The sequence below is a fragment of the Sporosarcina sp. P25 genome, from assembly GCF_002743235.1.
Taxonomy (GTDB): Bacteria; Bacillota; Bacilli; order Bacillales_A; family Planococcaceae; genus Sporosarcina; species Sporosarcina ureae_B.
Genome location: NZ_PDYV01000002.1, coordinates 81,479 through 107,559, shown reverse-complemented (window position 1 = coordinate 107,559; position 26,081 = coordinate 81,479). Strand labels below are relative to the sequence as shown.

Below are 26,081 nucleotides of genomic sequence, written 5' to 3'. Positions count from 1 at the left end.
GCAAACGGGTATCGTCAATCGAATTATCTAGCCGTAAAGTTTGGTGAAATCTTAAAACTTGCTTCCGTCTTGTCTTGTACTTCATCTATAGAAATACCAGCAGAAGTTTCGACAAGCACCATGCCGTCCTGTGTAAAATCAAACACAGCCAAGTCCGTAATGAGTCGGTCTACCACACCAAGACCCGTTAACGGCAACGAACACGTTTTCTTAACTTTTGATTCACCGTGTTTATTGACATGATCCATGATGATTACGACACGTTTCGCACCGACAACCAAGTCCATTGCGCCGCCCATTCCTTTCACCACTTTTCCTGGTATCATCCAGTTAGCCAGGTCTCCATTTCCAGATACTTCCATACCACCGAGAATTGCCAAGTCAATGTGTCCTCCGCGAATCATTGCGAACGATTCCGCACTATCAAAGAAGGACGAGCCTGGGACTGTCGTAATCGTTTCCTTTCCAGCGTTTATCAGATCTGCATCCTCTTGCCCTTCTACTGGATAAGGCCCGATGCCAAGCAGGCCATTTTCCGATTGCAATAAAACCGTCATACCAGCTGGAATTTCGTTAGCAACAAGGGTGGGCATACCGATACCGAGGTTGACGTTCATACCGTCCTGAATTTCTTCTACCGCACGTTTTACGATTATATTTCGTGTTTCCGTCATGTTCATCTCTCCTTTTTACGCTTTATTCACTGTTAAGCGTTCAATGCGTTTTTCGTAATCTGTTCCGAGTAGTACTCGCTGTACGTAGATGCCTGGCGTATCAATTTCTTCTGGAGTAAGCTCACCGGCTTCCACGATTTCTTCTACTTCCGCAATCGTTATTTTACCTGCTGTTGCAGCTAACGGATTAAAGTTCATCGCTGTCTTGCGGTAAACCAGATTTCCAAGTGTATCCGCCTTCCAAGCTTTCACAAGCGCAAAGTCTCCGACGATACCTTCTTCAAGTAGATACGTCTTGCCGTTAAACTCTTTTGTCTCTTTACCTTCAGCGATTGGTGTACCTACCCCTGTTGCTGTGTAGAATCCAGGAATCCCTGCACCTCCCGCTCTAATTCTCTCTGCAAGCGTACCCTGTGGACTCAATTCTACTTCTAGCTCTCCATTAAGAAACTGCTTTTCAAACGTCTTATTTTCTCCCACATAAGAAGCAATCATCTTCTTTATCTGTTTATTATCTAGTAACTTTCCAAGACCCGCATCATCTATTCCACAGTTATTGCTTGCAACCGTTAAATCCTTTACGCCACTATCTTGTAACGCCTGTATGGATTTTTCCGGAATACCACATAAACCGAAGCCTCCCACAATTAACGTAGCACCATCTTGAATATCTGAAACCGCTTCCATAAATGAATTCATCACTTTACTCATACCGTAACCTCCTCCAACTCTTTAGTAATAGTGTACAGATTTCTGACTTATATGTAAAATGAATATAGTGAATGAAACTTATTCTTAATTGGAATAACTGAAAGGTTGGATCGCTATGGAACTTAAAGACCTTCATGCTTTTATAGAAGTAGCAAATCATCTAAGCTTTACAAAGGCGGCTGAACATTCTTATATATCACAGCCCACTCTAAGTAAATCAGTGAAAAAACTTGAAGAAAAACTGAATGTTATCCTTTTCAACCGTTCTACTCGTAGCCTCCGTTTGACAGATGCAGGAGTAATTGTATATGAGCAAGGACAACAAATTCTCCAATTGTTCGGCGAGCTCCCTGTCTTACTCGAAGATCTTGCCGAGGGCGTATCAGGAGAAATTAAAATCGGCATGCCACCTTTGATTGGCACATTGTTCTTTCCGCAGATCGCTAAACGTCTTTCAAAGAATTACCCTCATATTAAAATTGAATTGCATGAACTAGGTGCCAAAGTCGTCGAAGAGCTTGTAGATAAAGGTCAGATTGATGTCGGTATTATCGTGCTACCAACAGATCAAGACGCTTTCCAAGTTCAGCCTTTTATCTCAGATACATTCTTCCTGTTTGTCCATACTGATCATCCTTTTGCAAAACGAGATGCTGTCGCTTTATCTGAGTTAATAAACGAGCAGCTTATCCTATTTTCTAAAAGTTTTACCTTACACCGCTATATCATAGGTGCTTGCAAAGAGGCCGGGTTTAATCCTACTATATCGTATGAAAGCTCCCAGTGGGATTTGATCATTGAACTGGTTGCAGCAAAACTGGGGATCACGCTTCTTCCCCGAACGATATCGACGAAATTTACTAATGAAAACATTAAGATGATTCCCATCGAAGGACCACCTTTACTATGGAAGCTCGGCATCGTCACTAAGAAAAACAGTTATCATTCATTTGCATTGAAAAAATTTATGCAGATGTTTTGAAGCACGTGTAATAAAGCTGTACAAAACATTTCAATTAAACCAAGTATTATAAGTTATTGAAACAAAAAACCAACCGTTACCGGTTGGTTTTTGTTTCACGTGGAACAGGTTAGTTTTTTAGAACATCTTCGTAGTCCATGTCTCCCCATTCCAAATAGTAGATACTACATCTTCATAAAAGTCAGGTTCATGTGAAATAAGTAAGATACTTCCTTTATACTCTTTTAGAGCACGTTTCAGTTCTTCTTTTGCATCATAATCCAAGTGGTTTGTTGGTTCATCTAAAACTAATAAATTGGTTTCACTATTTACCAGTTTACAAAGACGCACCTTCGCACGTTCTCCTCCACTTAATACCTTTACCTTACTTTCAATATGTTTCGTCGTTAATCCGACTCGCGCTAAAGCCGCACGTACTTCATATTGTGCAAAGTGAGGAAATTCACTCCAAATCTCTTCCAAGCACGTATTGTCCGTGTCTGTTTTCATTTCCTGTTCGAAGTAACCGATTGCTAGATGCTCACCTTGCTCCACTTTACCTGAAAGAGCGGTTATTTCCCCGAGAATACTTTTTAACAACGTCGTTTTCCCAATCCCGTTTGCTCCTGCAAGAGCAATCTTCTGTCCACGTTCCATTGAAAGATTCAAAGGCTTCGACAGCGGCTCATCGTATCCAATGACTAGATCTGTCGTTTCAAATAAATATTTCCCAGGTGTTCTTGCCGTTTTAAAATCAAAATGAGGTTTCGGTTTTTCAGAATCCAACTCAATGATGTCCATCTTATCTAGTTTTTTCTGTCGAGACGTTGCCATTCGACTCGTTGCCGCATTCGCTTTATTACGCGCTACGAAGTCTTTCAAATGAGAGATTTCTTTCTGTTGCTTTTTATAAGCAGCTTCGACCTGTTGCTGTCTCATTTCACGCACACGTAAAAACTCGTCATAGTCACCAGGGTAACGATTGACCTGTTGATTTTCCATATGATAGATCAAGTTAATGACACTGTTTAAGAATGGAATATCATGCGAGATCAAAATGAATGCCCCTGGATACTCTTGCAAATATGTACGCAACCATTCAATATGCTCGACATCCAAATAGTTCGTTGGCTCATCAAGCAATAAAATATCAGGCTTTTCAAGCAACAGTTTAGCCAGTAATACTTTAGTGCGCTGGCCTCCACTCAAATCATTCACATCAGTATCCAATCCGAATTCATCGAGCCCGAGACCGTTTGCGACTTCTTCCACTTTTGCGTCAATCATGTAAAAGTCACTCTGCTCTAGAGATTCTTGAATTTGCCCGGTTTCTTCAAGCAAACTTTCCAGTTCGTCTGGTTCTACTTCGCCCATCTTCGCAAAAAGACTGTTCATTTCCGTTTCCATATCATACAAATATTGAAACGCTGTGCGCAATACATCACGGATGGACATCCCCTGCTTTAAAGCTGCATGTTGATCTAAATATCCGATACGTACACGCTTTGACCATGTCACTGTTCCTGCATCCGGCTCCAGCTTATGCGTAATGATATTCATAAATGTAGATTTACCTTCTCCGTTTGCACCTACTAATCCTATATGTTCACCTGCCAATAGACGAAATGATACATCTTCGAAAATCACACGGTCGCCGAAACCGTGGCTAATATTTTTTACTGTCAATAAACTCATGTTGTACACCTATTCCTTTTCCATTATAGCGATTAAACTTATCTAAGTTATTTTAACACCCTCCACTTACAATTACTTCAGAAAAGAAAAAACAATAGTATGAGATGTAGCACCTTTTACGTTGCAGATGAACAAAATACCACTGATTTGCATACTTCACTGTGTGGCACTATGTTCACTTAAGTTAAGAAAATCTAGCTATATACAATGCTGCCATATAAGTAGTTAACGAATTGACAAGACATCTTGCACTCCAATACGCAATACAACGTACATGAGTTAAAATCTGAATACTATTAGAAGACCCATGCGAATGCTTGCATGGGTCTTCTTTAAATGATCTATTGTACTTTTTGCAGTTACTTATCTAAATATATTGTTGCGTAGTTATCGTTTTCCATTGGATGTGGTTCAAAACCTTTAACGTAATTAGCAAATCCTAGAGGCGGTGTCGTATGTGCTAGTGGAACCCACGGGGCATCGTTATGAAAAATTACTTGTGCTTGTTTATACAGATTTGCCCGCTCATCTTGATCAAACGTAACACGCGCCTGTTCAATCAGTTTCTGGAATTCTTCATTATCGTAAAACGCTTTATTATTAGCAGGAGGCTCCATATTCGTATTACTTAGATTCGGATATAGGAAGTTGTCGGGGTCTGCCATGACGCCTGTCCAACCGTATAACGCCATTGGATGCTCACCATTTCCTGTCTTCTCTAAATATGTTGCCCACTCATATGTCACGATTGTTGCTTTGACTCCAATTTCCTTTAAATTCGCTTGAATCGCTTCTGCCGTTTTCATTGGTTGCGGTAAATAGGGTCGCGGATTATTCATTGTCCAAATCTCCGTCTCAAAACCACCCGAATAGCCTGCATCTGCTAGCAATGCTTTAGCTGCTTCAGAATCAAAAGCATAATCTTCGATGTCTTCGTTATAGCCCCATAAAGAAGGGGGTATAGGATTCTTTGCCACTTCCCCAAATCCGCTGTAAAATCCATCAACTATAGACTGTTTATCAATAGCCATATTCATGGCTTGTCTGACCTTTACATCGTCAAATGGTTTCTTCTGCGTGTTCATAACCAAAAAACCCTCATTAAAACTTGGTCGTTTAACGAGTTTGAGATTTTCATATTTTTCCACTGTCTTTGCGTCTTCTGGATTCATCCCATCAATGAAATCTGCTTCTCCACTCAAAAGTACATTCAATCGCGTAGAGTTATCTGGTATGACTGTAAAGATAATCTGATCCAGCATCGGCTGGTTCTCTACATAGTAGTTTTCATTTGCCTTCACGACGATTTTATCGTTGCGAGACCAGCTTTCAAATTTAAATGGGCCTGTACCAACAGGGTTTTCAAAGAATCGTTCATTATACTTTTCGATAGCTGTCGGACTTGCAATTCCGAACATTGGAATAGCCAAATAGCTAACGAACGGGGCAATTTTCTCTTTCAATCTAATCTCTACTGTCTGTTCATCTATCGCAGTAACAGATTCAATTTTATGATTATCTTCTCCTTTAAACCCTCCGTAAAGAAATGGATAATAAGGGAAATCACCAATATGGTATTCATTATCAGGATCCATCCAACGTTCAAAGTTAAATACTACCGCATCTGCATTGAAGTCTGTTCCATCGTGAAACTGTACTCCTGTTTTCAACGCAAGCGTCCACGTTAAACCATCTTCACTAGTTTCATACGACTCAGCCAATTTGGGTTGCAGCTGTAAGTCCTTATCATATTCAAATAATGTTTCAAAAATTGCATGTGTTACTCGAATCGACTCGCCGTCTGTAATATTGATCGGATCGAGTCCAACCGAATCGGCTCCCCTTGCATAGATCATTGCGCCACCTTTTTTCGGTCCCTCTTCTTTAGACGCATTCTCTTTGTCACCTGTATTTGAACAAGCGCTAAGGAGGAATAATCCTACTAACAGACACATTGCGATTATTAATCGTTTCATAAAGATCCTCCTATAATTGATAGTTCTAGTTACCACCCTACTATTCTCGTGTAAATGTTTTGAAAAGTCAATTAGTCTATGAAGAGTAATCATGATTTTTGCTGTTTACTAGTCAATATGTTTTACTTTTAACATCATCTACTTCTTGAAATGGAGGCAATTCTTTATGACTAACCCAATAAACTATATAGAACATCATAAAAAGGAAATTCTACAGACCTATCAAGAACTGCATGCCATCGCTGAGCCTAGCTGGCAAGAACAGCAGACTTCACGGTATTTACAGGATCAGCTTTCGGCTGCCGGCTTACGCATCACCGGCTTTACTGGTCATCACGGATTCATTGCAGAAATCAAGGGCCATACGAAGGGCGTCATTGCGTTACGCGCGGATATGGATGCACTGGTACAGGAAGTCGATGGTAAAGTAATGGCTAACCATTCTTGCGGACATGATGCGCACAGTACGATGGCACTCTATACCGCACTAGCTTTGAAAAACTGCGAAATGGATTTGCATCATACGATCCGATTCATTTTCCAACCTGCAGAAGAGGTAGCAGAAGGCGCGTTACAAATGATGAAAGAAGGCGTGCTCGAAGATGTTCTATTCCTAGGTGGCCTGCACGTGCGCCCGCATACGGAAGTTCCATTCGGTAAATCTGCCCCCGCAATTTTACACGGCTCGTCTGCGACTATTACAGGTACAATAACAGGGACGCCTGCACACGCAGCGAGACCTGAAGAAGGCAATAACCCAATCGAAGCAGCAAGTTCCCTAATCCAGTCCCTGCGTCAAATTCGTTTGCAAGGCAATAAAAAGTTTTCCATCAAAATCACCGAATTGCATAGTGGCGAAACGAGCAACTCTATCCCAGCCAGTGCACGGTTCACATTGGATGTTCGTGCGGAAACGAATGAAACAATGGATGCTCTGTTAGCAAAAGCCCGCCACATTATCCAACATACTGCAGCGCTGACAGAGACCGAGATTGTATATACTGAAGAAGGCTATTCACCCGCCGCTACGGAAAATGCCACGGCAATTCGACTAGCACAACGAGCGATTGGTTCTGTATTAGGAGAAGAAAACGTAGATGTGCCATGTATTTCTCAAGGAGCAGAAGACTTTCATTTTTACACTTGGAAAACACCTGATATTCCAGCGACGATGATTGGATTGGGTTGTGATTTGAAACCAGGGTTACATCATCCACAAATGTCCTTCAATACCGATGCTTTAATTTATGGTGCACAAATTCTTACGCAACTATTGCTGAATGCGGATCAAGAGTTATGAAAACCATGATCTATCAAGACCACGACAATATCCTAACGGGGATGACCATGAAAGATTGCAGTGAACCGGAATGCAATAATATGGCTTTGCATGCATGTGTTTCAGCAGTTGACGTGACGAACAATCGCCGACGATTGGCGAGCTTCTTACAATGTGAGTTGGAAGATTTCGTATTTGCCAACCAAACACATAGCGCGAACTTTCATAAAGTGACTGCACAAGACCGTGGTAAAGGAGCATTGCGACAAGAAACGGCAATTGCAGATACGGATGCACTGTATACATTTGAAACCGACATGGTACTATGCAGTTTAACAGCGGACTGTGTGCCTGTACTGTTTTACAGTGACGACAGCACATTAATAGGTGCTATTCATTCAGGATGGCAAGGGACTGTAAAGGAAATTACACTAAAGCTGTTCCGCCACTTACAACATAATGAGCAATGTGATCTGAGCCAAATTCATGTTCAAATCGGCGCCGCACTCAGTCAAGAAAAATTTGAAGTGGATGAAGACGTCTATAAGAAATTTCACGAGCTCGGCTATGCAGACCAATGGATCGACTATCAAGTCAAAACAAAAAAATATCATATTAATAATCAACTGACCGTGAAAAAACAATGCGAGTTGGCAAGAATACCCGAAGCAAATATTACAATCGACCGTACTTGTACATTCCTGAGTCCAAACGGCTTTTCATACCGTCAAGACAAGCAGGCAGGACGTCATGTCAGTTTCATCAAGCGAACCACGCAAAAGATGCAGTGAGGAAAAGATCCCTCACTGCATCTTTATTTTAGCTCTATTTTCATGTCGCCTTCTAAGTAATTTGGATAAGCGAATAATTCTAGCCTTAATGGATTCACATAATCGGTCCGATCGAAGTTCAAGTTCCAATGTGTCGCTTCTTCTTCCCTAAACTTTCCTGTCATAGGGGTTTCCACTTCTTCCCCATTTGCATCAATAGCGGAACCAATAAAGAAAAATGGAAATTCCTCATCACCCGAATTCTTCATGATGAATTCGGCGTGGTGTTTATTGGATTGCAGTAACTGGATTTTTTGATCTTTTGGCTGATTGAGCCATCTCCCCGTTTCCGTATTCACTTCCGCAAAGGCCTCTTCCACTTTTAACGTCTGCACTTTATTGATACGCAAATACAATTTTTCAGGTTGCGAGAAGTAATTACTCTGCAGGAAGAACGTATATTTACCGTCTTCCCCGCCGAACGCCGTCGTACCGTTTCGAATAGATCCCCACACCTCGCCTTTTTCATCTTCTAACCGCATATCCTCGAATTGTAGAATCTTCATCGTATTGTCGGGGTCAATAGAGATTTTTACACCCAACCGTAATGGGGATATCATCACCTTTTCAACCCTAAACTTCTGCCCTTTGATATCAACTTCCTTGTCTATCGCATAGACTTCACTCGGCTTGATTTGTTCAGGCACAGTAAACGGTACAGAAAACACTGTCTCTTCGCCTTTTAACTTGATAGCTATCTTCAAATCAAATGACTGGTTTCGCGAAGTATATAGCTCACTAAACTGATAAGTTATACGATCTTTATACGTATAATTCTCTCCCTCATCCATCACATTCCCATAAGAAAAGCTGTTTTCGGAGTATTCTCCGATTGTGCAATGTCTTTAATATTCGATTCCTGAAAGTATTTTAAGTATATTAACCGTTGCTCTTCATCAGACAATGTTGCCAGTGCTTCCCTCATCTCAAGATATGAAATGTCCTCTGTAGATCCAGTCTCCAATGCGCTAGCATCTACAGTGAATCGTTTACGAAGGTTTAACTGATCTTGGCAGTAATTCATCATGATGCGAATCTTTTTATACGCGCGATAGGTTACTTCCTGCAGCGCTTCGATCGCATCGTTTTCATTTCGCAGAAAAGCCAAGGCTGTCCGCAGAAGCGATTCCTTATGCAGTTGCATCATTGCCAGAAACGCGTCGTCATCGCCGACGATTGCTTTTCTATGCAACTCCTTTACATTCATCTCCATTGGACTATCACCTCTTGTACCTTCTTATACATTAGACTCTACAACAGCTAAAAAGTTCACATGATTTTTTATTTATTTTATACAAAAAAGGTGCCTCCTCTTACTAGGCACCTTGCTATACTTATTCTGTTCCTTCCACTAATTCAGTATAGACGACCAGACGATCATCATGCGTTTTAGCTTTGCGATCCCACGATCCCGTACATGAAATTAAATTCAATCCACTACCATACGTGAAGCCAAAGATCGCATCAACCGGCGCATCGGTACGCGGATACGCGATCTTTTTCACCACCGCAAAGCGTATTATCTTCCCGTCTTTACCATGTATGAATACTTCATCGCCAATTTCCATCTTATCCAACTCATAAAATACGGCAGGGCCCGTCTTTGAATCTACGTGACCTGCAATAACCGCACTCCCCCTACCACCGGGCTTCGTCCCCGGTGAAAACCAGCCTGCCTGATCGGGGTCTTGCGGGACGCCCATCTGGCCATTATCAAGACGTCCTACTTCTTCAATTGTAGCCTTGACGTCGAGCGAAGGAATTTCAATTACTTTCGGTTCGATTCCAACCCGTTTATCTTCTAATGAAAATTCCTCCGCCGTACGTAAGGGAACAATCGGCATATCTTCCACCTCAGCTACTTCGGCAGAGGAAGAAGCCTCTACAACTTTTTCTTGCGGCTTTGCATTGGGCTGAGCACAACCAGCCAACATCATTGCCCCAATGAATATTTGTATATATAGTTTCATCGTCTAAACGGCTCCCTCCTGGACAAAGTAGTGTATTCTTTTATTGCTGTTTCGCTGTTTTTCTACGAATCATGACAATGGATGTACTTACGATGAAGATCATGCTCAACGTTACCCATAACACCGTATAATCCGTTTCTTGACTCATACCGCCCATTCCCGTTTTTGGCATATCTGCTGGCATTGCAGAAGCAAACTGATCTGGGAACTGATCGACAATTGCACCGGATAAAGCTGTTCCTACACCAAACATATGACTGTATGCTTCGTGGATATTGTCATATGTTGCCCCGTAGTCCTCGTCTACATAGCTATCGAATGCCATTAATAATTGATCGACGTGCATCTTTAAGCCTTCTTCAAGATCTGCTGCTTTCAATCGACCTTCCGTTGCCGTATCCAAAAATGCAGCTTGTGTTACACGATAGGCATCCAAATCTGCCATGGCCTTATCTTGTCCGGCTTTATCCTCTTTCGCTGTTGCTTGTACATAATCGACAAAGTAGCCAATATGACTGCTCCAGATTTCATTGAACTGTTTTGCCCCTTCAGCTCCGTATACAGATTCAACGGATTTCGTTAGATCTTCTGTATTCGTGTTTAAAATAGCTGCAGCTGCGTCAAAGTCTTTCGCGCCGTCAATTCCCTTTTGCATAGCGAGTATTGCCAAAGCTGCGTGCGTAGAAAATTCATTGTTTAGTGATTCGCGTAAATCTGCAGCTTTCGTGTCTACAGATAGATTGTCGAATTTCTCAGGGAACTGGTCTGTGATCGCCCATGATAGACCTTTTCCTGTTCCGAACATGTGATGCATAGATTCCTTAAGACTTTCATATGCCTTATCGTAATCTTCTGCTCCATAGTTATCGAATGCCCAGATCAACTGATCAACGTGCATTTTCAAGCCTTCTTCTAAATCCGATGCCTTTAGACGATTCTCCGTAGCGACAGCCAAGAAATCTGCTTGCGTGACGCGATATGTGTCTAGATCTTTAAGCGCTTTCTTTCTGCCTTCTTCATCTTTCTCAGCTGTAGCTGTAACATAGTTGACGAAATAGCCAATATGGCTGCTCCAGATTTCTTTGAATTGTTCTCCTGCTTTGTCGCCGTAAACAGAACCTACCGCTTTCGACAATTCATCTGTATTTTCTCCAAGTTGTCCGGCAGCTGCTTCAAAGTCTGCTGCACCATCCAATCCTTTTTGCATCGTCACGACGGCCAAGTAGGCATGCTCTGAAAGGATACTTTCAAGTGTTGCTCGTAAATCTACTGCTTTGTTCGATACAGCTTCAGATACTTTTCCTCCGTGTTCGTGTTCTGCTGCGCTTGTCAGAATCGCTCCTGTTGGAAATAGTAGTGACACGCTCAATGGAATAGCTGCCCATGATTTTTTAAATTGCATAATCAATCGCTCCCTTATTCGTTTTTGTTATACAGCTAACGCAACGAATATAAAAACGGATCACTTTTCCTTAAAAGTTTTTTAAAAACTTTTAAAAGACTATACATACAGCGTTTAATACTATATGAAAAAGCCTGAATCCATCACTTTACATGAGGTTTCAGGCTTTACTTTTATCTACTATATTCCACCGGCCAATATAATCTGACCTTCTGGCGCTGAGAGGTTCGGTTCTTTTTCTATCGTGATCGCAACAGTATCCCATGTTCCGGAAAGATTCGTGAGTGGGTGGCTCACAGTTCCCGTACCCGTTTCATTAGGTTGGACGATTCCCGCTGGATACGGCTGATCGCCTTCTATCACCCAGACTTGATATAGTTCATCTTTAGAGAGTGTTGGTAAATCTGTGGCATCGAGTAGCAATACATTTTGATCGCCATCCGCTATTAACATTGCGACTGCGGATGCACTCGTACCTTCTTGTGGTGCCAGTATACTTTGGCCAATCAACTGGATCTCACTCTGTGCTATTTCAGGTTCCTTTTGTGTTTCTGAAAACAGGAAAGCATTTGCAACAAGTGAAGCAAATAACCCTGCAGCCAGTACGGTTGTCACAGGACCCATACGTCGACGACTTTTTTCTTTAGTCGGCATTGTTACAAATTCGGCCTTTGCTGGGATGTCAGGAAGTGAAGCAAATATACGCGCTTTTAAATCTATTGGGACTTCCACAGCTTCTGACTCATACGGTAGGTTTTCCGTTAACATCTCCCACTCCATTAATTCTTCTTGACAGGATGGGCACTCAATCAAATGATCTTCAAATTGTCTCATCTCGTCTTCAGTCAGGGTACGATTGAAATAGTCAATCAACATATGACATGATTTATTCATTCGAAACCCCTCCTTCCTGATCAATAATTCCTTTTAAATGTTTAAGTGCTAGCCGAATCCTACCTTTAACTGTTCCGAGTGGCAACTTACAGTGTTCGGCAATTTTACTTTGGCTGAAACCTTTAAAGTAAAATAAATCAATGATTTCCCGTTGCTCTGCGCGTAGCTCCGCAATTGCTGTACGGATCACTTCACGCCGTTCATTCCATTCAGCTGTAACTTCTGTGGATACGGTCTCTTCCGTCAGTGAGTCTTTATCCAATATGGGTTCATACGCATGACGTTTAGACTTACGAAGCTCGTCTATCGATTTATTTCGTGTTACTGTCAAAAGCCAAGATGAAAACTTTCCTTTTTCTTCAGCATATTGATTTGTTCCATTCCACAACTTTAAAAAGACGTCTTGTGTCACTTCCTCCGCCATGGTGCGGTTATTAGTCATTCGATAGGCAAATGAAAAAACCAATTTTTCATAGCGGTCATATAATTGTTCAAATGAATGCCGATTGTGAGCAACTGTTTGATAATAGAGTTGTATGTCATCCGGTTCGGTCATAAAATTCTCCTTTTTACAGGCTTTTTCTTTTTACCTTACCACAGACAATCGAAGGACATCATTTACTAGACTCCTAACATTTCTAAAAGTATAAAAAAGAGGCGTTCCCGTTATTATGCTACGAGAACGCCCCTTTTATTATTCTTTAGGATCTTCAAGCGACCGATCCACTTTTTTACGCTTCCCCTTCAAATCCAGTTCTTCCCCAAATTCGGTGTTATAATTCACATTCCGAATTCGATCAAACTGCTTATGGGGCTCTACTTTCTCATCCACATCGTCAATAATCTCTTCATTCGATTTAACTAAGAGTCCAATCGTTGCCAATCCGCTCAGTCCCACAATGGCATAGACAATCTTCGCAAGAATCGTGTTTTGTCCTCCAAATATACTGGCAACCAAATCAAAGTTGAAAAATCCGATCAGTCCCCAGTTTAGAGCACCAATAATGACTAATGTCAGTGCAATTCGCATAAATACGCTCATGTTGCACACCTCCTCCAACAATCTATAATCGAATCCTGTACATGTTTGTATAGATTCCTTATTATAGTTCACCGAAAGAGAATTTTCATACATTTCCACATAAGTATTGTTCTATTTCTGTTACGGAAACCTTACAGTGATAGACCAATAAAAATGAAAGCAGGGATACTGTGCGGATAAATGGTGTGTTTTCAGGCGGCGGATTGAAAGGTTTTGCGCTAGTCGGAGCAGTTCAGGAGTTGGAGAAACAAGGTTATCGTTTTGAAAACGTAGCTGGCACAAGTGCAGGTGCAATTGTTGCAAGCTTCTTAGCAGCCGGCTATACAGCTGAAGAAATCGAAGTCATGTTGGCTGAAGAAGATTTCCAAGCTTTGCTGGATCCGAGAAAGACCCTATTACCATTTCCCTTTATGAAATGGGTTTCACTTTATTGGAGAATGGGTTTGTATCAAGGAAAGGCGTTGGAAGAATGGTTTTTTGATAAACTCGCACGAAAAGGTTGTTATGCATTCGGAGATCTTCCGAAAGGCGCGTTAAAATTAGTGGCATCTGACTTAACAAATGGCAAGATGATGGTATTACCTGACGATTTAGAGAAATATGGATATGATGCTGACCGATTTTCAATTGCGAAAGCACTGCGTATGAGTTGTGGTATTCCCTACTTTTTTGAACCCATACGTCTCGATGCACCAAAAGGACCTATTGTAGTAGACGGCGGTGTATTAAGTAATTTTCCGATGTGGATTTTTGATGAAGATACATCGTCCCATAAACGACCTGTAATCGGGATCAAGCTAAGTCGCAACCAAGATGAAACACCCGGACGCACCATTCGAAATGCCCTGCAATTATTTGAGGCCTTATTCTCTACAATGAAGAACGCGCATGATGAAAAATATATCTCGAAGCAACATGTGCAAAACATCGTCTTTATTCCCGTAGAAAATTATAGTGCCACACAATTTGATCTAAACGAAGAGCAAATGGAAGACTTGCTATCAATCGGACGTAGTCGTACCAAGGAATTTCTGCTAACTTGGTCGCCAGCAAATTCTAAGTTAGTCAGCAACCAAAATGTTATGTAAATGAAACATTTGACATAAGGCCAGTTTAAAACGCTGTCGTGGCGGGTAAATTGACTTACAAGGAGGGTTGCAATCATGACCAACTACCAAGAAAGTTCTATTTTTATCCGAGAGCTTGAACTACTCAGTGACGAGTACTATACTGCACCCGACGATATCAAAACTTATATCCTACAAGATATTGAGTTACTTGAATCTGCGATCTCCCTTTTACAAAGTGACGTACAGTAATTACTCATCATATAAAGTGTATTTCTCTCAAACAAAGAACTGTCGCATCTTACTATTGCGTTCTGCGCGTTCTTCTCCCGTTGCCAAGTCATATTTTTTTAATAGATGAAATACTTCATTCAATGTTTCCTGACTCAATGGCCCATTCAAAAATACCTTACCACTTTCTATGAGCTTTTCCGGTATTACTGATTGTTGCTCATTGAACATTTTGACAATTTCTTGATGCATGTGATCAATCGTACATTTGCTCATTTACATTCACTTCCTTAACTGATAACATATCACAATATTCGGTAAACGTGAAATAAAGACTTGTTGCCTATATTGAAAGAGCTGCAGGTCTTTTTGTGATTTGTTCATATAGTACCCTTCAATGGAAGTGGTTTTGCATTCAATGTACGGGAGATGAGCAGCATATGACAACTAATTATAAAAAACGAAGAACTATTTCTCCACCTGCACTTATTGCTTTGTCTTTCGCAATTACTATTATGATTGGCACATTACTTCTGAAACTGCCTATCGCTACACATGTTTCGATTAGCTGGACGGATGCCTTTTTCACCGCTACTTCCGCCACCACCGTTACGGGTCTGAGTGTATTCGATATTAATACTTCACTGACTTTATTTGGTGAAATCGTTTTACTTTTGCTGATTCAAATCGGAGGCGTGGGGTTTATGGCATTTGCTGTTGCCTTGCTGATGATTCTTGGGAGAAAAATCGGCATGAAAAACCGGATATTTATTCAGGAATCGTTCAGCTATCAGTCCATTGGGGGTACGATCAAATTCTTGCGTGAAATTTTATTGTTCGTTTTCTTTGCGGAAGGTATAGCATTTATAGCTCTATCATTCTTCTGGGTACCTGAATTTGGATGGAAAGACGGTTTATATTACAGTGTGTTTCATGTAGTATCCGCATTTAATAATGCCGGTTTTTCCATATTCTCCGATAACTTAGTGTCTTTTGCAGGAAATCCACCTGTCATCCTCATCTTATCTAGTCTTTTTGTTATTGGTGGCATTGGTTTTATAGTTGTGATGGACGTATGGCACAAACGTTCTGTACGGCAATGGGCTTTGCACACTAAGATGATGATTTTTGGCACATTGACCTTGAATGCGATTGCAACATTGTTTTTGCTTATTCTAGAATTTCACAATGACAAAACCATTGCTGATTTGAGCTTTTTGGATAAAGTATGGACTTCCTACTTTCAGGCCGTTACACCAAGAACAGCGGGATTTAATATAATGAATGTCGGTGATATGGAAGAATCCTCGTTGCTCCTCACTCTTCTTCTTATGTTTATTGGGGGTGGAAGTGCTTCTACAGCTTCGGGAATTAAACTAACAACATTTATGGTTATTATATTGGCCACACTTTCTTATTTTAGAGGCATAAAAGAGCCACATATTTTTAAACGCACAATTAAAGCGGAAATCATTGTACGCTCCATGGCGATCGCCGCAGTGAGCTCCTGTGTGATTTTCACCGCATTGTTTTTATTATCCATCACAGAAAAGATCCCTTTCTTGCCTGTATTATTTGAAACCATTTCAGCTTTTGGCACAGTTGGATTATCCATGGGAGTTACAGACGATTTTAGTTCTGTAGGTAAAGTCATACTCTGTATTGTCATGTTCTTAGGACGAATTGGCCCATTGACATTGTTTTTCTTACTGATTCGAACTAAAAAAGAATCGTATCATTTTTCATATGACCAAGTGCAGACAGGTTGATTGATAGTAACTGCTCATATCGAAAACCCTCCAGATTTTACTCTGGAGGGTTTTTTATAGTTGACTCAATTGTCACAACTGTATATACTGTGCATATACAGTATAAAGGAAAAGGGGTGATGTATTGAATATTGTCATCTCCAATTCGGTGAACCAACCGATTTATCTGCAAATCAAGAATCAGTTGAAAGAGCAGATTTTATTGGGTGCACTGAAGGAGAAAGAAGCACTACCATCCATACGTAAACTAGCGAAAGACTTGCAGATCAGTGTCATCACAACGAAAAAAGCTTATGAAGAACTGGAACGGGATGGACTTATTGAGACTTTTCCAGGCAAAGGATCATTTGTTGCTGCGCAGAATCACGAGCTATTGAAAGAAGAACAGTTAAAGAAAATTGAAGAACAGCTAATGAATGTTATTGAGGACGGTCGAGCATTTGACATAAGGCTTGAAGAGATCATTCATATGCTGACATTGCTATATGAGGAGTGAAAAGAATGGAAAATATAGTGGAAGTACGGGATCTGACGAAACAGTTTAAGGGCTTTGCACTGAACAATCTCAACTTCGATATTAAAAAAGGGTTCATCACCGGATTCATCGGGGCAAATGGTGCTGGAAAAACAACGACAATCCGTTGCTTGATGGATTTAATTCGAAGTGAACAAGGAGAAATACGAGTATTTGGCCAATCACATGATAATCATACGGCAGAGATTAAGGAACGCATCGGTTTTGTTTATGACGCGGATTACTATTATGAAGACCTGACTATCGAGAAAAACAAACGGATTCTCGCTCCCTTCTACTCGCAGTGGGATGACGAACTATTCTATCACTATCTCAGGAAGTTCCAGCTGAATACTGCTAAACGTATCAAACACTTGTCTAAAGGAATGCGTATGAAGTTTTCACTTGCGATGGCACTCTCCCACCATCCTGACTTTATCATCATGGACGAACCGACAGCTGGGTTGGATCCAATTATCCGTCGCGAACTGCTTGATATGATGCAGGATCTCATACAAGACGAGAAAAAAGCTATCTTCTTCTCCACACATATTACAACTGATTTAGAGAAAATAGCAGATTTCATTGTTTTCATTCACGATGGTCGGATTATCTTTCAAGGCGAGAAAGATGAATTCACTGAACGTTATGTATTAATAAAAGGTACAACTGACCAGCACATTCTACTTGATGGATTACCTGTGATTGGACTGCGCACTACAGATGTCGGCTTTGAATGTCTGGCGGATACTAGTGAGATTGCCTTAGACCGTCTGCCGTCATTACTCTTTGAACAACCAACACTTGAAGACATTATGTATTACACAGGAAGGAGAGAGCTCTAATGAATGCTTTGATTCGGAAAGAGTTATATACGCAAAAGGTAAGTGTCTACTTTTTGGCAGCGCTGTTTTTCATAGCATTTACAAACTTTTTTACAGACGGCCAACCTGTGCGCCATGTCTTACTTCTGATTTTCGTTGCTTATTTCATAGCCATTTCAACCAGCAACAAAGCTTTTGAGAAAGAATCTGTATTAATCAACAGCCTGCCCGTCACAAGAAAACAATTTGTCCTGGCTAAGTATGCAGCTGGTTTCATGTGGTTTGGTTTATCAGCGGTAGTCGTGCTTGTCTATATCTTCATGTTCGATACATTTGCTCCATTTCCTACACGAATGATGACAGTAGCTGAATTACTCATCGCACTCGGATTCTTTTTCATAATCATCTCCTTATTTTATCCACTGCACTTCAAAGCAGGCTACGTGCTGGCAACTTCTTTGACGATTATATTGCCCCTACTAAGCATGATGTCGTTTAGAATCATATTGAATATTATGGAAAACCCAAGAATGGTTGCAGAACAAACATTCTTCCTGCAAACCGCAGACCTCATTACTATGAATCAATGGACAATCGCACTCTCCGTTCTACTAATCAGCGCCTTACTGACATGGTTATCCATTCTGTTATCGATCCGAATTGTTCACAAAACAGATTTTGATCATGCGTAATTTTTTAAACCAAATAATTTTTGAAAATAAAAATCTCGACTAAGTAAGTTTTGACCTTACCTCCACAAACATGAGATGCCCCATTGAAGTGTTGTCACTTTCAACAGGGCATCTCATGTTATGTTCCGCAATACGTTTGAAATGCAGTTCCGTCTTCAGGAGGATTCACGTATTCTTCTTGTTCTACTGTATAGGCATATGGATTTTCGAGAACGGCAAGCAATTTTACAAAAGGATGCATATCTCCAGCCTCTGCCGCCTTCAATGCTTCTTCTACGCTATGATTTCTTGGAATGACGGATGGGTTATGCTGCTTCATCAATGCTTCTACTTCTTGAACGTCTAGCGTCTGACGTTGTAGTCTCTCTATCCATCGTTCTTTCCACGCTTTAAACTCCCGTCTATTGAACATGTCCTCTTGTTTTCCGAGTGTCAATGAACGGAACGTGTTTGTATAATCAACCTGATGAGTTTCCATCATGGCAAGCAAGTCTTTTATCAATGTTTCATCGGCTTCTTCTTCATTGGACAGACCTAGTTTACAGCGCATACCACCCAGCCACTCCGTCATGTACAGTCTTGCAAATTCAGCAAGCTTGCTCTCTGCCAGCGCTACGGCTTCTGTCTGTTCTTCATGAAGCAATGGCACAAGTGTTTCTGCAAAACGAGTCAGATTCCACTCTGCGATACCTGGCTGATTGCGGTACGCGTAACGTCCTTGCACATCAATGGAGCTAAAGACCGTTTGAGGATTATATGTATCCATGAACGCGCACGGACCGTAGTCAATCGTCTCACCGCTAATTGCCATATTGTCCGTATTTATCACACCATGAATAAAACCGACAAGTTGCCATTTCGCGATCAAAGATGCTTGTCGGCGTATTATCTGTTCAAGCAACGCAAGATATGGCTGGCTATCCGAAGCCGCTTCCGGGAAATGACGTGCAATCGTGTAGTCCGCAAGTTCACGCAAATCCGCCACTACTTGTCTGGCTGCCGCGTATTGGAATGTCCCAACGCGTAAATGACTCGAAGCCACTCTTGTCAGCACCGCTCCTGTCAAAGCCGTTTCGCGTAAAACAGGTTCTCCTGTCACCGTGACAGCTAAACTGCGTGTGGTGGGGATATTTAGTCCATGCATTGCTTCGCTAATTAAATATTCACGTAACATTGGCCCGAGTGCAGCACGTCCGTCTCCACCGCGTGAATAGGGCGTCCTTCCAGATCCTTTTAACTGAATATCTACCCGTTGCCCTCCTGGCGTCAATTGCTCTCCCAACAGCATAGCGCGTCCATCACCTAGCATAGTGAAATTACCGAATTGATGACCTGCATAGGCTTGAGCAATAGGGTCCATTGCTTCAAGTCGTTCATTTCCAGCAAAAATAGCGATCGCTTCTTCCGAATGTAATTGGTTTTCATCGAGTCCCAGCGATACCGCTAGTTCCTCATTAGTCAGAACCAGTTGCGGTGAGCTGACAGTATTTGGTTCCACTACTGTGTAAAATGTTTCCGGTAATTCACGATAACTACACTCAACATTCCAACCCATGCTTTGATTATGTCTCATATGTTCCCCATCCTTCCCGTATGATGCCCTAGTATGATCGTATTGTGCTCTATATTAATTAATTCTCTTCCTCTATCCAGATGCATGTATTGTATCATTTCGGTGATCGGCCAGCCAAAGCATTCGAATTACTGAAGTCCCTCAAACAGCCGACCACTTTGAACCAGTATAATCATAAAAAAGCTATCCAAGACATCATTTGATGTCCAGGACAGCTTTTTCAATTTGATTTTGCGAGTGAAAATCCTCTACCAAGGATTTCCGAAGCATTTAGAAAGACCACAAATGCCTGAGGATCTTCTTCTCTTAAAATCTTCTTCAAATAAATTGCTTCCGGTTGCTCTACCACACATAAAATCATCGTCTTCTCTTGATTGGCAAAGCCACCTACCGAACGAACTTTAGTCAAACCACGATCAATTTCTTCTTTAATGATCGTCTGAATACGTTCTTCATTATCCGTAATAATTAATACTAGTTTCGATTGAGATGTTTGTAACTGCACAAAGTCAATCACTTTACTCGTCACAAAAATGGCCATCATCGCAAATAATGCCAATTCCAGATTAAATACGATAGCAGATGCAATCACAACGAGTCCATCTACGAGCAATTGAGCATAACCGCTAGATAGACCCGTAAACTTCTTAACAATCTGCGCAACGGTCGCAAGGCCCCCAGTCGATCCATTTCCTCGATAGACTATACCAAGTCCTACTCCCAACATAATCCCTCCATAGATTGCTGACAATAAAGGATTGTCAATTGTTGAAGGTATTCCAGCAGTCAGCCAAATGGTTAGCGGTACAAAAAATGTACCTACTAATGTTTTCAGACTAAAATCCTTGCCAAGAAGCAGTAAGCCTATAAAAAATAATGGGATATTAATGAGCCATTGAATAAAAGCTGGTTCAATTCCATACATTTCATACAGAATGGTACTAATTCCAGATACGCCGCCAGCTGCAAGTCTTGCTGGTAAGAAAAATATATTAAAAGCTAATCCGACTAATATGGATCCGATCATAATCCAAACGTATTCTATCAGTAGCTTTTTCCTTGGTGAACGGGTTTTCATTCATAAAACCTCCCTTTCTTGTTGAGCGAAAAGCACGTTTGCTATTTTACATCAAATTTCACAAGATGAATAGCCTAGCCTATCAGTAGTTTATAAGCATAAGTGGTGCCTCCTGCGCATCTACTAATTCTGATAGTAAATCCACCTGGAAGGAAGAGATGTATTGAAATTAACACCGTTCATTGATCAATTACCTATTCCACAATATCTTACTCCACTTGAGAGACATAAGTGCTTCTCGTACTATGAAATTGGAATGAAGGAATTCTTCCACGAATTCCATTCAGAGTTGACGCCTACAAAGATTTGGGGATATGAGGGGCAATTCCCTGGTCCACTCGTCAATGTGAACAGTGGCGAGTGTGCGCATATCAAGTGGAAGAACGAACTGCCCGACAAACATTTCCTACCCATTGATAGAACGCTCCACGGTTCAAGCGAACACATGCCAGATGTTCGTACTGTCGTTCATTTACACGGAGCGGAAGTTGAACCCGAAAGTGATGGTCATCCTGAAGCATGGTTTACGAATAATTATCATACAGTGGGCGCAGTATTTGACTCCCCTGTTTATAAATATAATAATAATCAGCGTGCCGCCACACTTTGGTACCATGATCATGCAGTCGGTATTACACGTTTAAATGTTTATGCCGGTCTCGTTGGAATGTATATTATTCGCGATGAAGAAGAACGTAAACTGAATCTCCCTTCTGGGGCGTATGAAATTCCACTCATTATCGCTGATCGCGGATTTAACGAAGATGGTTCCTTATTTTATTCAGATACAACAAATGTGAGGCCAGGACCTGTACAGCCTGGATTGACATTCCCGCATCCATCCGTCACACCTGGTGAAGCGTTTGAAAACATCACAGTTAACGGTAAGGTCTGGCCATACTTAGAAGTAGAGCCAAGAAAGTACCGATTCCGTATATTGAACGCTTCAAACGAACGTTTTTACAAAATGAACTTGTCAAACGGTCAGAAAATCATACAAATTGGCTCAGATGGTGGGTTATTGGAAACACCCGTATATATGGATACATTAACGATTGCACCCGCTGAACGGATGGATGTAATTATTGATTTCTCTAAACTGGCACCCGATGATACGATTGTTTTAGAAAATACGGCAGCCACGCCATTTGATTTCCCACCGCCAGTAGGCACTCTCCCTGATCCTGAAACCGATGGACAGATTATGCAGTTTAGAGTGGTCGAATTAACAGGACCAGATACAAGCAAAGTTCCCGCTATACTCAGCAACATACCTAAACTACGGGAATGTGATGCTGCCCAAACGCGCGACATTACATTGGATGCAGACATCGATGAGTATGGTCGTTTTAGGTTCTTGTTTAATAATAAAGGTTTCATGGAACGAATCGATTTCAAGCCTAAACTGAATGATACAGAGATCTGGCGCATCATCAACACGGCGGGCGCAACGCATCCTATACACATCCACTTGATCCAATTCCAGATTCTCGACCGTATTCCCTTTGACGCCCAAGGTTTCACAGCGAATGGTTTACTCAGTTTTACGGGCCCCCCTGTACAACCTGACGTCAATGAACGAGGCTGGAAAGACGTCGTTCAATCTCCGCCTGGATTTGTGACACGAGTCATTATGCGTTTTGCTCCATTCACCGGTCGCTACATGCTTCATTGTCATATTTTAGAACATGAAGACCATGACATGATGCGACAATTCGAAGTAGTGAAGCGCAAATGTAGTTGCAAAAATAACTGCATATGCAAGGAACATAAACCAAAACGTAAATGTGAATGTAAGAAGAAGTGTACATGTCGCGGCAAGTGTACATGTAAAAAGTCATGTACTTGCAAGAAAAAGAAATCCAATCACGTATCGAAAGAAGAACGCCACCATAAAAAGTGTCCTACGTGCCCTCCTTGTTCCGAAACGTATCGTTGTGAATGTGAATGACGGAAAAATCCCCGAGAGATTCTATCTCGCGGGGATTTTAAGCTTCTATCAAATAATCATAGAGTTTGTTTTCTACCGGATGTTCCATCACCATGTTCATATGGACTACCGGCAAACGCTTCCCTTTACCATCTATCATATGGTCTTCTACAACGCTTTGCTGATCAGGTAGACCCTTACCTAAGTAATAGAAGTCCTTTCCCTCGTCATCATCCTTCTTTACAAATATATGGATATCAATATCCTTTTCTTTAGCTTGAATAATAGTTTGTACTTCATTCGATCCTAACGTTCGGTTACTGCGTGTATACCATTTGAATAATTCAGGACTGATGAATTCATCACCGTAATCCACGCTCGCTTCTACTTCTCCGTGCTTATGGTACGTTACGAATATAGGACACGTTCTATGTTTCGTTTTATAGCCATACATCGTCGAACTCTCATCTGATCGCCAATTCAATAATTTACATACGTCTTTACGTGAATATTTTGCATGTAGCGTTAATTTGTTAGCACAATCGTATACTTTTGACTTTTCCTTGGCGCTACGCAATACGTCAGCAATCAGAAAGACTATATGCGAGTCATTCGTAATACTTTGTTGGATCCTTTCGTTGAATGTGAAGACTTGGTTAGGATCCATCGTTATAATCGCTTGATTTCCGTATTTCTTTTGGGTGTTTTGTGTGAAAAACGATAAGTCATAGATTCGTGTAATAGATTCGATCGTATCGGTATCAACTTGACAGCCTATAGATTCTAGCTCGTAGATGAATTCATCCAAACGAATACTTCCCTTAGTAAGTAACATCTCGGCCAGTATTACTTCGTGGATTCGTTTGCCGTTCAGTAATTCCATGGAGAACATCGTTAATACTTGATTCTCGTACGGAGTAATCTTGGGAATATGATCTTCATTAGATTTAACTTTCATTAGAAAATCAAAGTAACTAGTATGTTTTTCGATAATTACGACTGGGTCGATAGAGTGTTGGTCGATAAAATCATACAGATAAGGCACTCTGCCAATTTTATTCCTCAGGTCCTGATACGCATCTTTCAAGATTTTTAAAGTCGTTAAATTACTACTATTGATTGCGTTAAAAATACGTTTCTGTGCAACTTCTTCAAAATTAATTGTCGAGACACCTTTGATATAACTAGTATCTTTCATATTCCGTCGAACATTGTCTTTATTCATCGAACGGTCCCCTGACAACGCAATTGGGATCAAATAGTTATTCGCGTAGTTACCAATAAAATCAATGACCGTCACAAATGGCTTATCTTGATCCTTGCGTAGTCCTCGTCCCAGTTGTTGAATGAAAATGATACTGGACTGTGTTTGTCTAAGCATGACGACTTGATTAATACTTGGGATGTCGATACCTTCATTGAATATATCCACAGTCAAAATATAATCGAGTTCTCCTTTTTCTAGCTGATCGACTCTACGCATGCGCTCATCATACGAATTATCACCTGTTAATGCTACAGTTTTATAGCCGCGCAAATTCAGTTCTCTTGAAAACTCATGCGCCTCTTCTTTTCGACTGCAAAACATCAAACCTCTCACTTGATCACCGGCATGACTGTAATAGGATATCTTTTCAATGACATGCTCTACACGTTCGCTCGTTACCAATTTAGAAAGAATCGTGTGGTCACCTATTAGCTCGCCATCTATTTCAAAATCTGTTACGCCAAAATAATGAAACGGACACAGCATATCCTCTTCTAGTGCTTCTTGAAGACGGATTTCATACGCAATATTATAATCGAAGAGTTCGTATATATTGAAATCGTCGGTTCGTTCAGGTGTAGCGGTCATCCCCATCAAAAACTTGGGGGTGAAATAATCGATCACACGCAAATAACTAGTCGCACCCGCTTTGTGTACTTCATCAATCAAAATATAATCAAAGTCTTCCGGATTAAAGTCCCGAAGGTTTTCAGGCTTGGATAACGTTTGAATACTTGCAAAGACATACTTCTTATCCGACTGCCGATTGGCTCCGACATACAACCCGAATTCTTCGTCTATTCCTCCGAGTACCCGCTTAAAGTCTTGCATAGCTTTCTTCAAGATTTGCTCTCTATGCACAATGAATAGCATACGTTTCGGTGCAAACTTACGTACATCAAAAGCGGATAGATACGTCTTCCCTGTACCTGTTGCTGAAATGACCAGCCCTTTATCCTGACCGTTCGCACGCACCGCTTCAATATTCGCCAGAGCCGCCTGTTGCATTTTATTTGGCGTAATCTCTAACGCCTGTTCAATTGCATTGGTTTGATAGGCCGATGGATGCTCAAATACTTGAGCCGCGCTTGTCCGATCTGCATGTTCCTGATAAACCGTTTCATAGTGTGCTATCCACTCTTCAGTTAATACTTTGGCATCTGACCATACATCCTCAAACTGGTCTTTAAAATGATAGACAATTTCCCCATCACGATGGGATGTCAGCTTCACATTCCACTCATAATTCACTTGTAGCGCATGTGCCGTCAAATTGGAACTGCCTACAATTAATGAATATTGATCACTTCGTTGAAAAATATAGCCCTTTGAATGAAAACCTTCCTTTTCAGTAAGTCGTACCTCCACATTCGGAATGTTCAGAAGCTCACGAAATACTTTTGGCTGATTGAAATATAAGTAAGTTGACGTAATGATTCGGCCGTTAACGCCTCGTTTATGTAAATCGTAAAACAAAGATTTAAGTGTAGCCAATCCGCTTTCCGTGATAAATGCCACTGAAAACAAGAATTGTTCACAGTGTCGAAGTTCATCCTGAATCGAGGATAGAACAGTCGTACTTTTTGTTGAACTATTTACCAATAGCTTCGGTTTATAACTGTCACTCTGCTTATGTTCTTTATTCACAAACCCCTTGTGCAAAGAAGCTTCCAGTTGCCGAATAAAATCTCCCATCCCACAG

At 41.1% G+C, this 26,081-nt stretch carries 25 protein-coding genes; 10 read left to right on the top strand and 15 right to left on the bottom strand.

Translation table 11 applies throughout. The features are described from left to right. Window positions 1–23: 23 nt before the first annotated feature. Entirely contained in the window at window positions 24–674 is a 651-nt protein-coding gene (locus tag CSV70_RS02275) for a 3-oxoacid CoA-transferase subunit B (protein WP_099628461.1), read from the bottom strand. A 15-nt stretch (window positions 675–689) separates the two neighbouring features. Beyond that, entirely contained in the window at window positions 690–1,385 is a 696-nt protein-coding gene (locus CSV70_RS02270) for a CoA transferase subunit A (RefSeq protein ID WP_085132179.1), read from the bottom strand. A 115-nt stretch (window positions 1,386–1,500) separates the two neighbouring features. On the opposite strand from CSV70_RS02270, the gene CSV70_RS02265 reads away from it, so the two are divergent. Beyond that, a complete protein-coding gene (locus tag CSV70_RS02265; RefSeq protein ID WP_099628460.1) occupies window positions 1,501–2,367 on the top strand; it encodes a LysR family transcriptional regulator in 867 nt (288 codons plus the stop codon). A 117-nt stretch (window positions 2,368–2,484) separates the two neighbouring features. Here CSV70_RS02265 and CSV70_RS02260 read toward each other — a convergent pair whose 3' ends face one another. Together CSV70_RS02260 and CSV70_RS02255 are read right to left on the bottom strand one after the other, a co-directional pair. Further along, entirely contained in the window at window positions 2,485–4,041 is a 1,557-nt protein-coding gene (locus CSV70_RS02260) for an ABC-F family ATP-binding cassette domain-containing protein (protein WP_085132181.1), read from the bottom strand. 359 nt (window positions 4,042–4,400) lie between these two features. Then, window positions 4,401–6,017, bottom strand: coding sequence for an ABC transporter substrate-binding protein (locus CSV70_RS02255; RefSeq protein ID WP_099628459.1), 1,617 nt, complete (start codon window positions 6,015–6,017; stop codon window positions 4,401–4,403). A gap of 166 nt (window positions 6,018–6,183) precedes the next feature. Here CSV70_RS02255 and CSV70_RS02250 point away from each other — a divergent pair, with 166 nt between their 5' ends. Together CSV70_RS02250 and CSV70_RS02245 are read left to right on the top strand one after the other, a co-directional pair. Beyond that, window positions 6,184–7,317: an amidohydrolase gene (locus CSV70_RS02250; protein WP_099628458.1), complete on the top strand. Its 1,134-nt coding sequence runs from the start codon at window positions 6,184–6,186 to the stop codon at window positions 7,315–7,317. Then, a complete protein-coding gene (locus CSV70_RS02245) occupies window positions 7,314–8,087 on the top strand; it encodes a purine nucleoside phosphorylase YfiH/LACC1 family protein (protein WP_099626650.1) in 774 nt (257 codons plus the stop codon). The genes CSV70_RS02250 and CSV70_RS02245 overlap by 4 nt, the downstream gene beginning before the upstream one ends. Window positions 8,088–8,110: 23 nt before the next feature. Here the strand turns inward: CSV70_RS02245 and CSV70_RS02240 are convergent, their stop codons facing one another. From CSV70_RS02240 to CSV70_RS02210, 7 genes are all read right to left on the bottom strand, one after another. After that, the gene (locus CSV70_RS02240) at window positions 8,111–8,917 is read right to left on the bottom strand and encodes a DUF5643 domain-containing protein (RefSeq protein WP_099628457.1); all 807 of its coding nucleotides are present in this window, start codon (window positions 8,915–8,917) and stop codon (window positions 8,111–8,113) included. Next, window positions 8,917–9,339, bottom strand: coding sequence for an RNA polymerase sigma factor (locus CSV70_RS02235; protein ID WP_099626648.1), 423 nt, complete (start codon window positions 9,337–9,339; stop codon window positions 8,917–8,919). The genes CSV70_RS02240 and CSV70_RS02235 overlap by 1 nt, the downstream gene beginning before the upstream one ends. Before the next feature lie 121 nt (window positions 9,340–9,460). Then, entirely contained in the window at window positions 9,461–10,096 is a 636-nt protein-coding gene (locus CSV70_RS02230) for a class F sortase (RefSeq protein ID WP_099626647.1), read from the bottom strand. A 40-nt stretch (window positions 10,097–10,136) separates the two neighbouring features. Continuing rightward, the gene (locus CSV70_RS02225) at window positions 10,137–11,498 is read right to left on the bottom strand and encodes a copper amine oxidase (RefSeq protein WP_099626646.1); all 1,362 of its coding nucleotides are present in this window, start codon (window positions 11,496–11,498) and stop codon (window positions 10,137–10,139) included. Between the two features lie 180 nt (window positions 11,499–11,678). Further along, complete coding sequence (locus CSV70_RS02220) at window positions 11,679–12,392, bottom strand: anti-sigma factor (protein WP_099628522.1); 714 nt, start codon at window positions 12,390–12,392, stop codon at window positions 11,679–11,681. Further along, a complete protein-coding gene (locus CSV70_RS02215; protein ID WP_099626645.1) occupies window positions 12,385–12,948 on the bottom strand; it encodes an RNA polymerase sigma factor in 564 nt (187 codons plus the stop codon). The genes CSV70_RS02220 and CSV70_RS02215 overlap by 8 nt, the downstream gene beginning before the upstream one ends. Before the next feature lie 138 nt (window positions 12,949–13,086). Then, window positions 13,087–13,434 (bottom strand): DUF378 domain-containing protein, encoded by a 348-nt coding sequence (locus CSV70_RS02210; RefSeq protein WP_085132190.1) that lies wholly within the window; start codon window positions 13,432–13,434, stop codon window positions 13,087–13,089. Window positions 13,435–13,604: 170 nt separating this feature from the next. Between CSV70_RS02210 and CSV70_RS02205 the strand changes: the two genes are divergently transcribed. After that, window positions 13,605–14,522, top strand: a complete 918-nt coding sequence (locus CSV70_RS02205; RefSeq protein WP_099626644.1) for a patatin-like phospholipase family protein — start codon at window positions 13,605–13,607, stop codon at window positions 14,520–14,522. A 75-nt stretch (window positions 14,523–14,597) separates the two neighbouring features. Next, window positions 14,598–14,753, top strand: a complete 156-nt coding sequence (locus CSV70_RS16410) for a hypothetical protein (protein WP_157111245.1) — start codon at window positions 14,598–14,600, stop codon at window positions 14,751–14,753. Between the two features lie 27 nt (window positions 14,754–14,780). Here the strand turns inward: CSV70_RS16410 and CSV70_RS02200 are convergent, their stop codons facing one another. Continuing rightward, the gene (locus CSV70_RS02200; protein WP_099626643.1) at window positions 14,781–15,008 is read right to left on the bottom strand and encodes a group-specific protein; all 228 of its coding nucleotides are present in this window, start codon (window positions 15,006–15,008) and stop codon (window positions 14,781–14,783) included. A 137-nt stretch (window positions 15,009–15,145) separates the two neighbouring features. Between CSV70_RS02200 and CSV70_RS02195 the strand changes: the two genes are divergently transcribed. The 4 genes from CSV70_RS02195 (at window position 15,146) to CSV70_RS02180 (ending at window position 18,531) form a co-directional block, all read left to right on the top strand. After that, complete coding sequence (locus CSV70_RS02195; protein ID WP_255397414.1) at window positions 15,146–16,501, top strand: TrkH family potassium uptake protein; 1,356 nt, start codon at window positions 15,146–15,148, stop codon at window positions 16,499–16,501. Between the two features lie 124 nt (window positions 16,502–16,625). After that, a complete protein-coding gene (locus tag CSV70_RS02190) occupies window positions 16,626–16,997 on the top strand; it encodes a GntR family transcriptional regulator (RefSeq protein ID WP_099626641.1) in 372 nt (123 codons plus the stop codon). Between the two features lie 5 nt (window positions 16,998–17,002). Then, complete coding sequence (locus tag CSV70_RS02185) at window positions 17,003–17,860, top strand: ABC transporter ATP-binding protein (RefSeq protein ID WP_099626640.1); 858 nt, start codon at window positions 17,003–17,005, stop codon at window positions 17,858–17,860. Further along, window positions 17,860–18,531, top strand: a complete 672-nt coding sequence (locus tag CSV70_RS02180; protein WP_099626639.1) for an ABC-2 transporter permease — start codon at window positions 17,860–17,862, stop codon at window positions 18,529–18,531. The genes CSV70_RS02185 and CSV70_RS02180 overlap by 1 nt, the downstream gene beginning before the upstream one ends. A 118-nt stretch (window positions 18,532–18,649) precedes the next feature. On the opposite strand, the gene CSV70_RS02175 is transcribed toward CSV70_RS02180, so the two are convergent. Together CSV70_RS02175 and CSV70_RS02170 are read right to left on the bottom strand one after the other, a co-directional pair. Continuing rightward, window positions 18,650–20,104 (bottom strand): protein adenylyltransferase SelO, encoded by a 1,455-nt coding sequence (locus tag CSV70_RS02175; RefSeq protein WP_099628456.1) that lies wholly within the window; start codon window positions 20,102–20,104, stop codon window positions 18,650–18,652. 220 nt (window positions 20,105–20,324) lie between these two features. Further along, window positions 20,325–21,182 carry a YitT family protein gene (locus CSV70_RS02170; RefSeq protein ID WP_099626637.1) on the bottom strand — a complete coding sequence of 286 codons (858 nt, stop codon included), beginning with the start codon at window positions 21,180–21,182 and terminating at the stop codon, window positions 20,325–20,327. Window positions 21,183–21,345: 163 nt separating this feature from the next. Here CSV70_RS02170 and CSV70_RS02165 point away from each other — a divergent pair, with 163 nt between their 5' ends. Next, the gene (locus CSV70_RS02165) at window positions 21,346–23,133 is read left to right on the top strand and encodes a multicopper oxidase family protein (RefSeq protein WP_099628455.1); all 1,788 of its coding nucleotides are present in this window, start codon (window positions 21,346–21,348) and stop codon (window positions 23,131–23,133) included. A 37-nt stretch (window positions 23,134–23,170) separates the two neighbouring features. On the opposite strand, the gene CSV70_RS02160 is transcribed toward CSV70_RS02165, so the two are convergent. Further along, entirely contained in the window at window positions 23,171–26,074 is a 2,904-nt protein-coding gene (locus CSV70_RS02160) for a DEAD/DEAH box helicase (protein WP_099628454.1), read from the bottom strand. Window positions 26,075–26,081 lie beyond the last annotated feature (7 nt).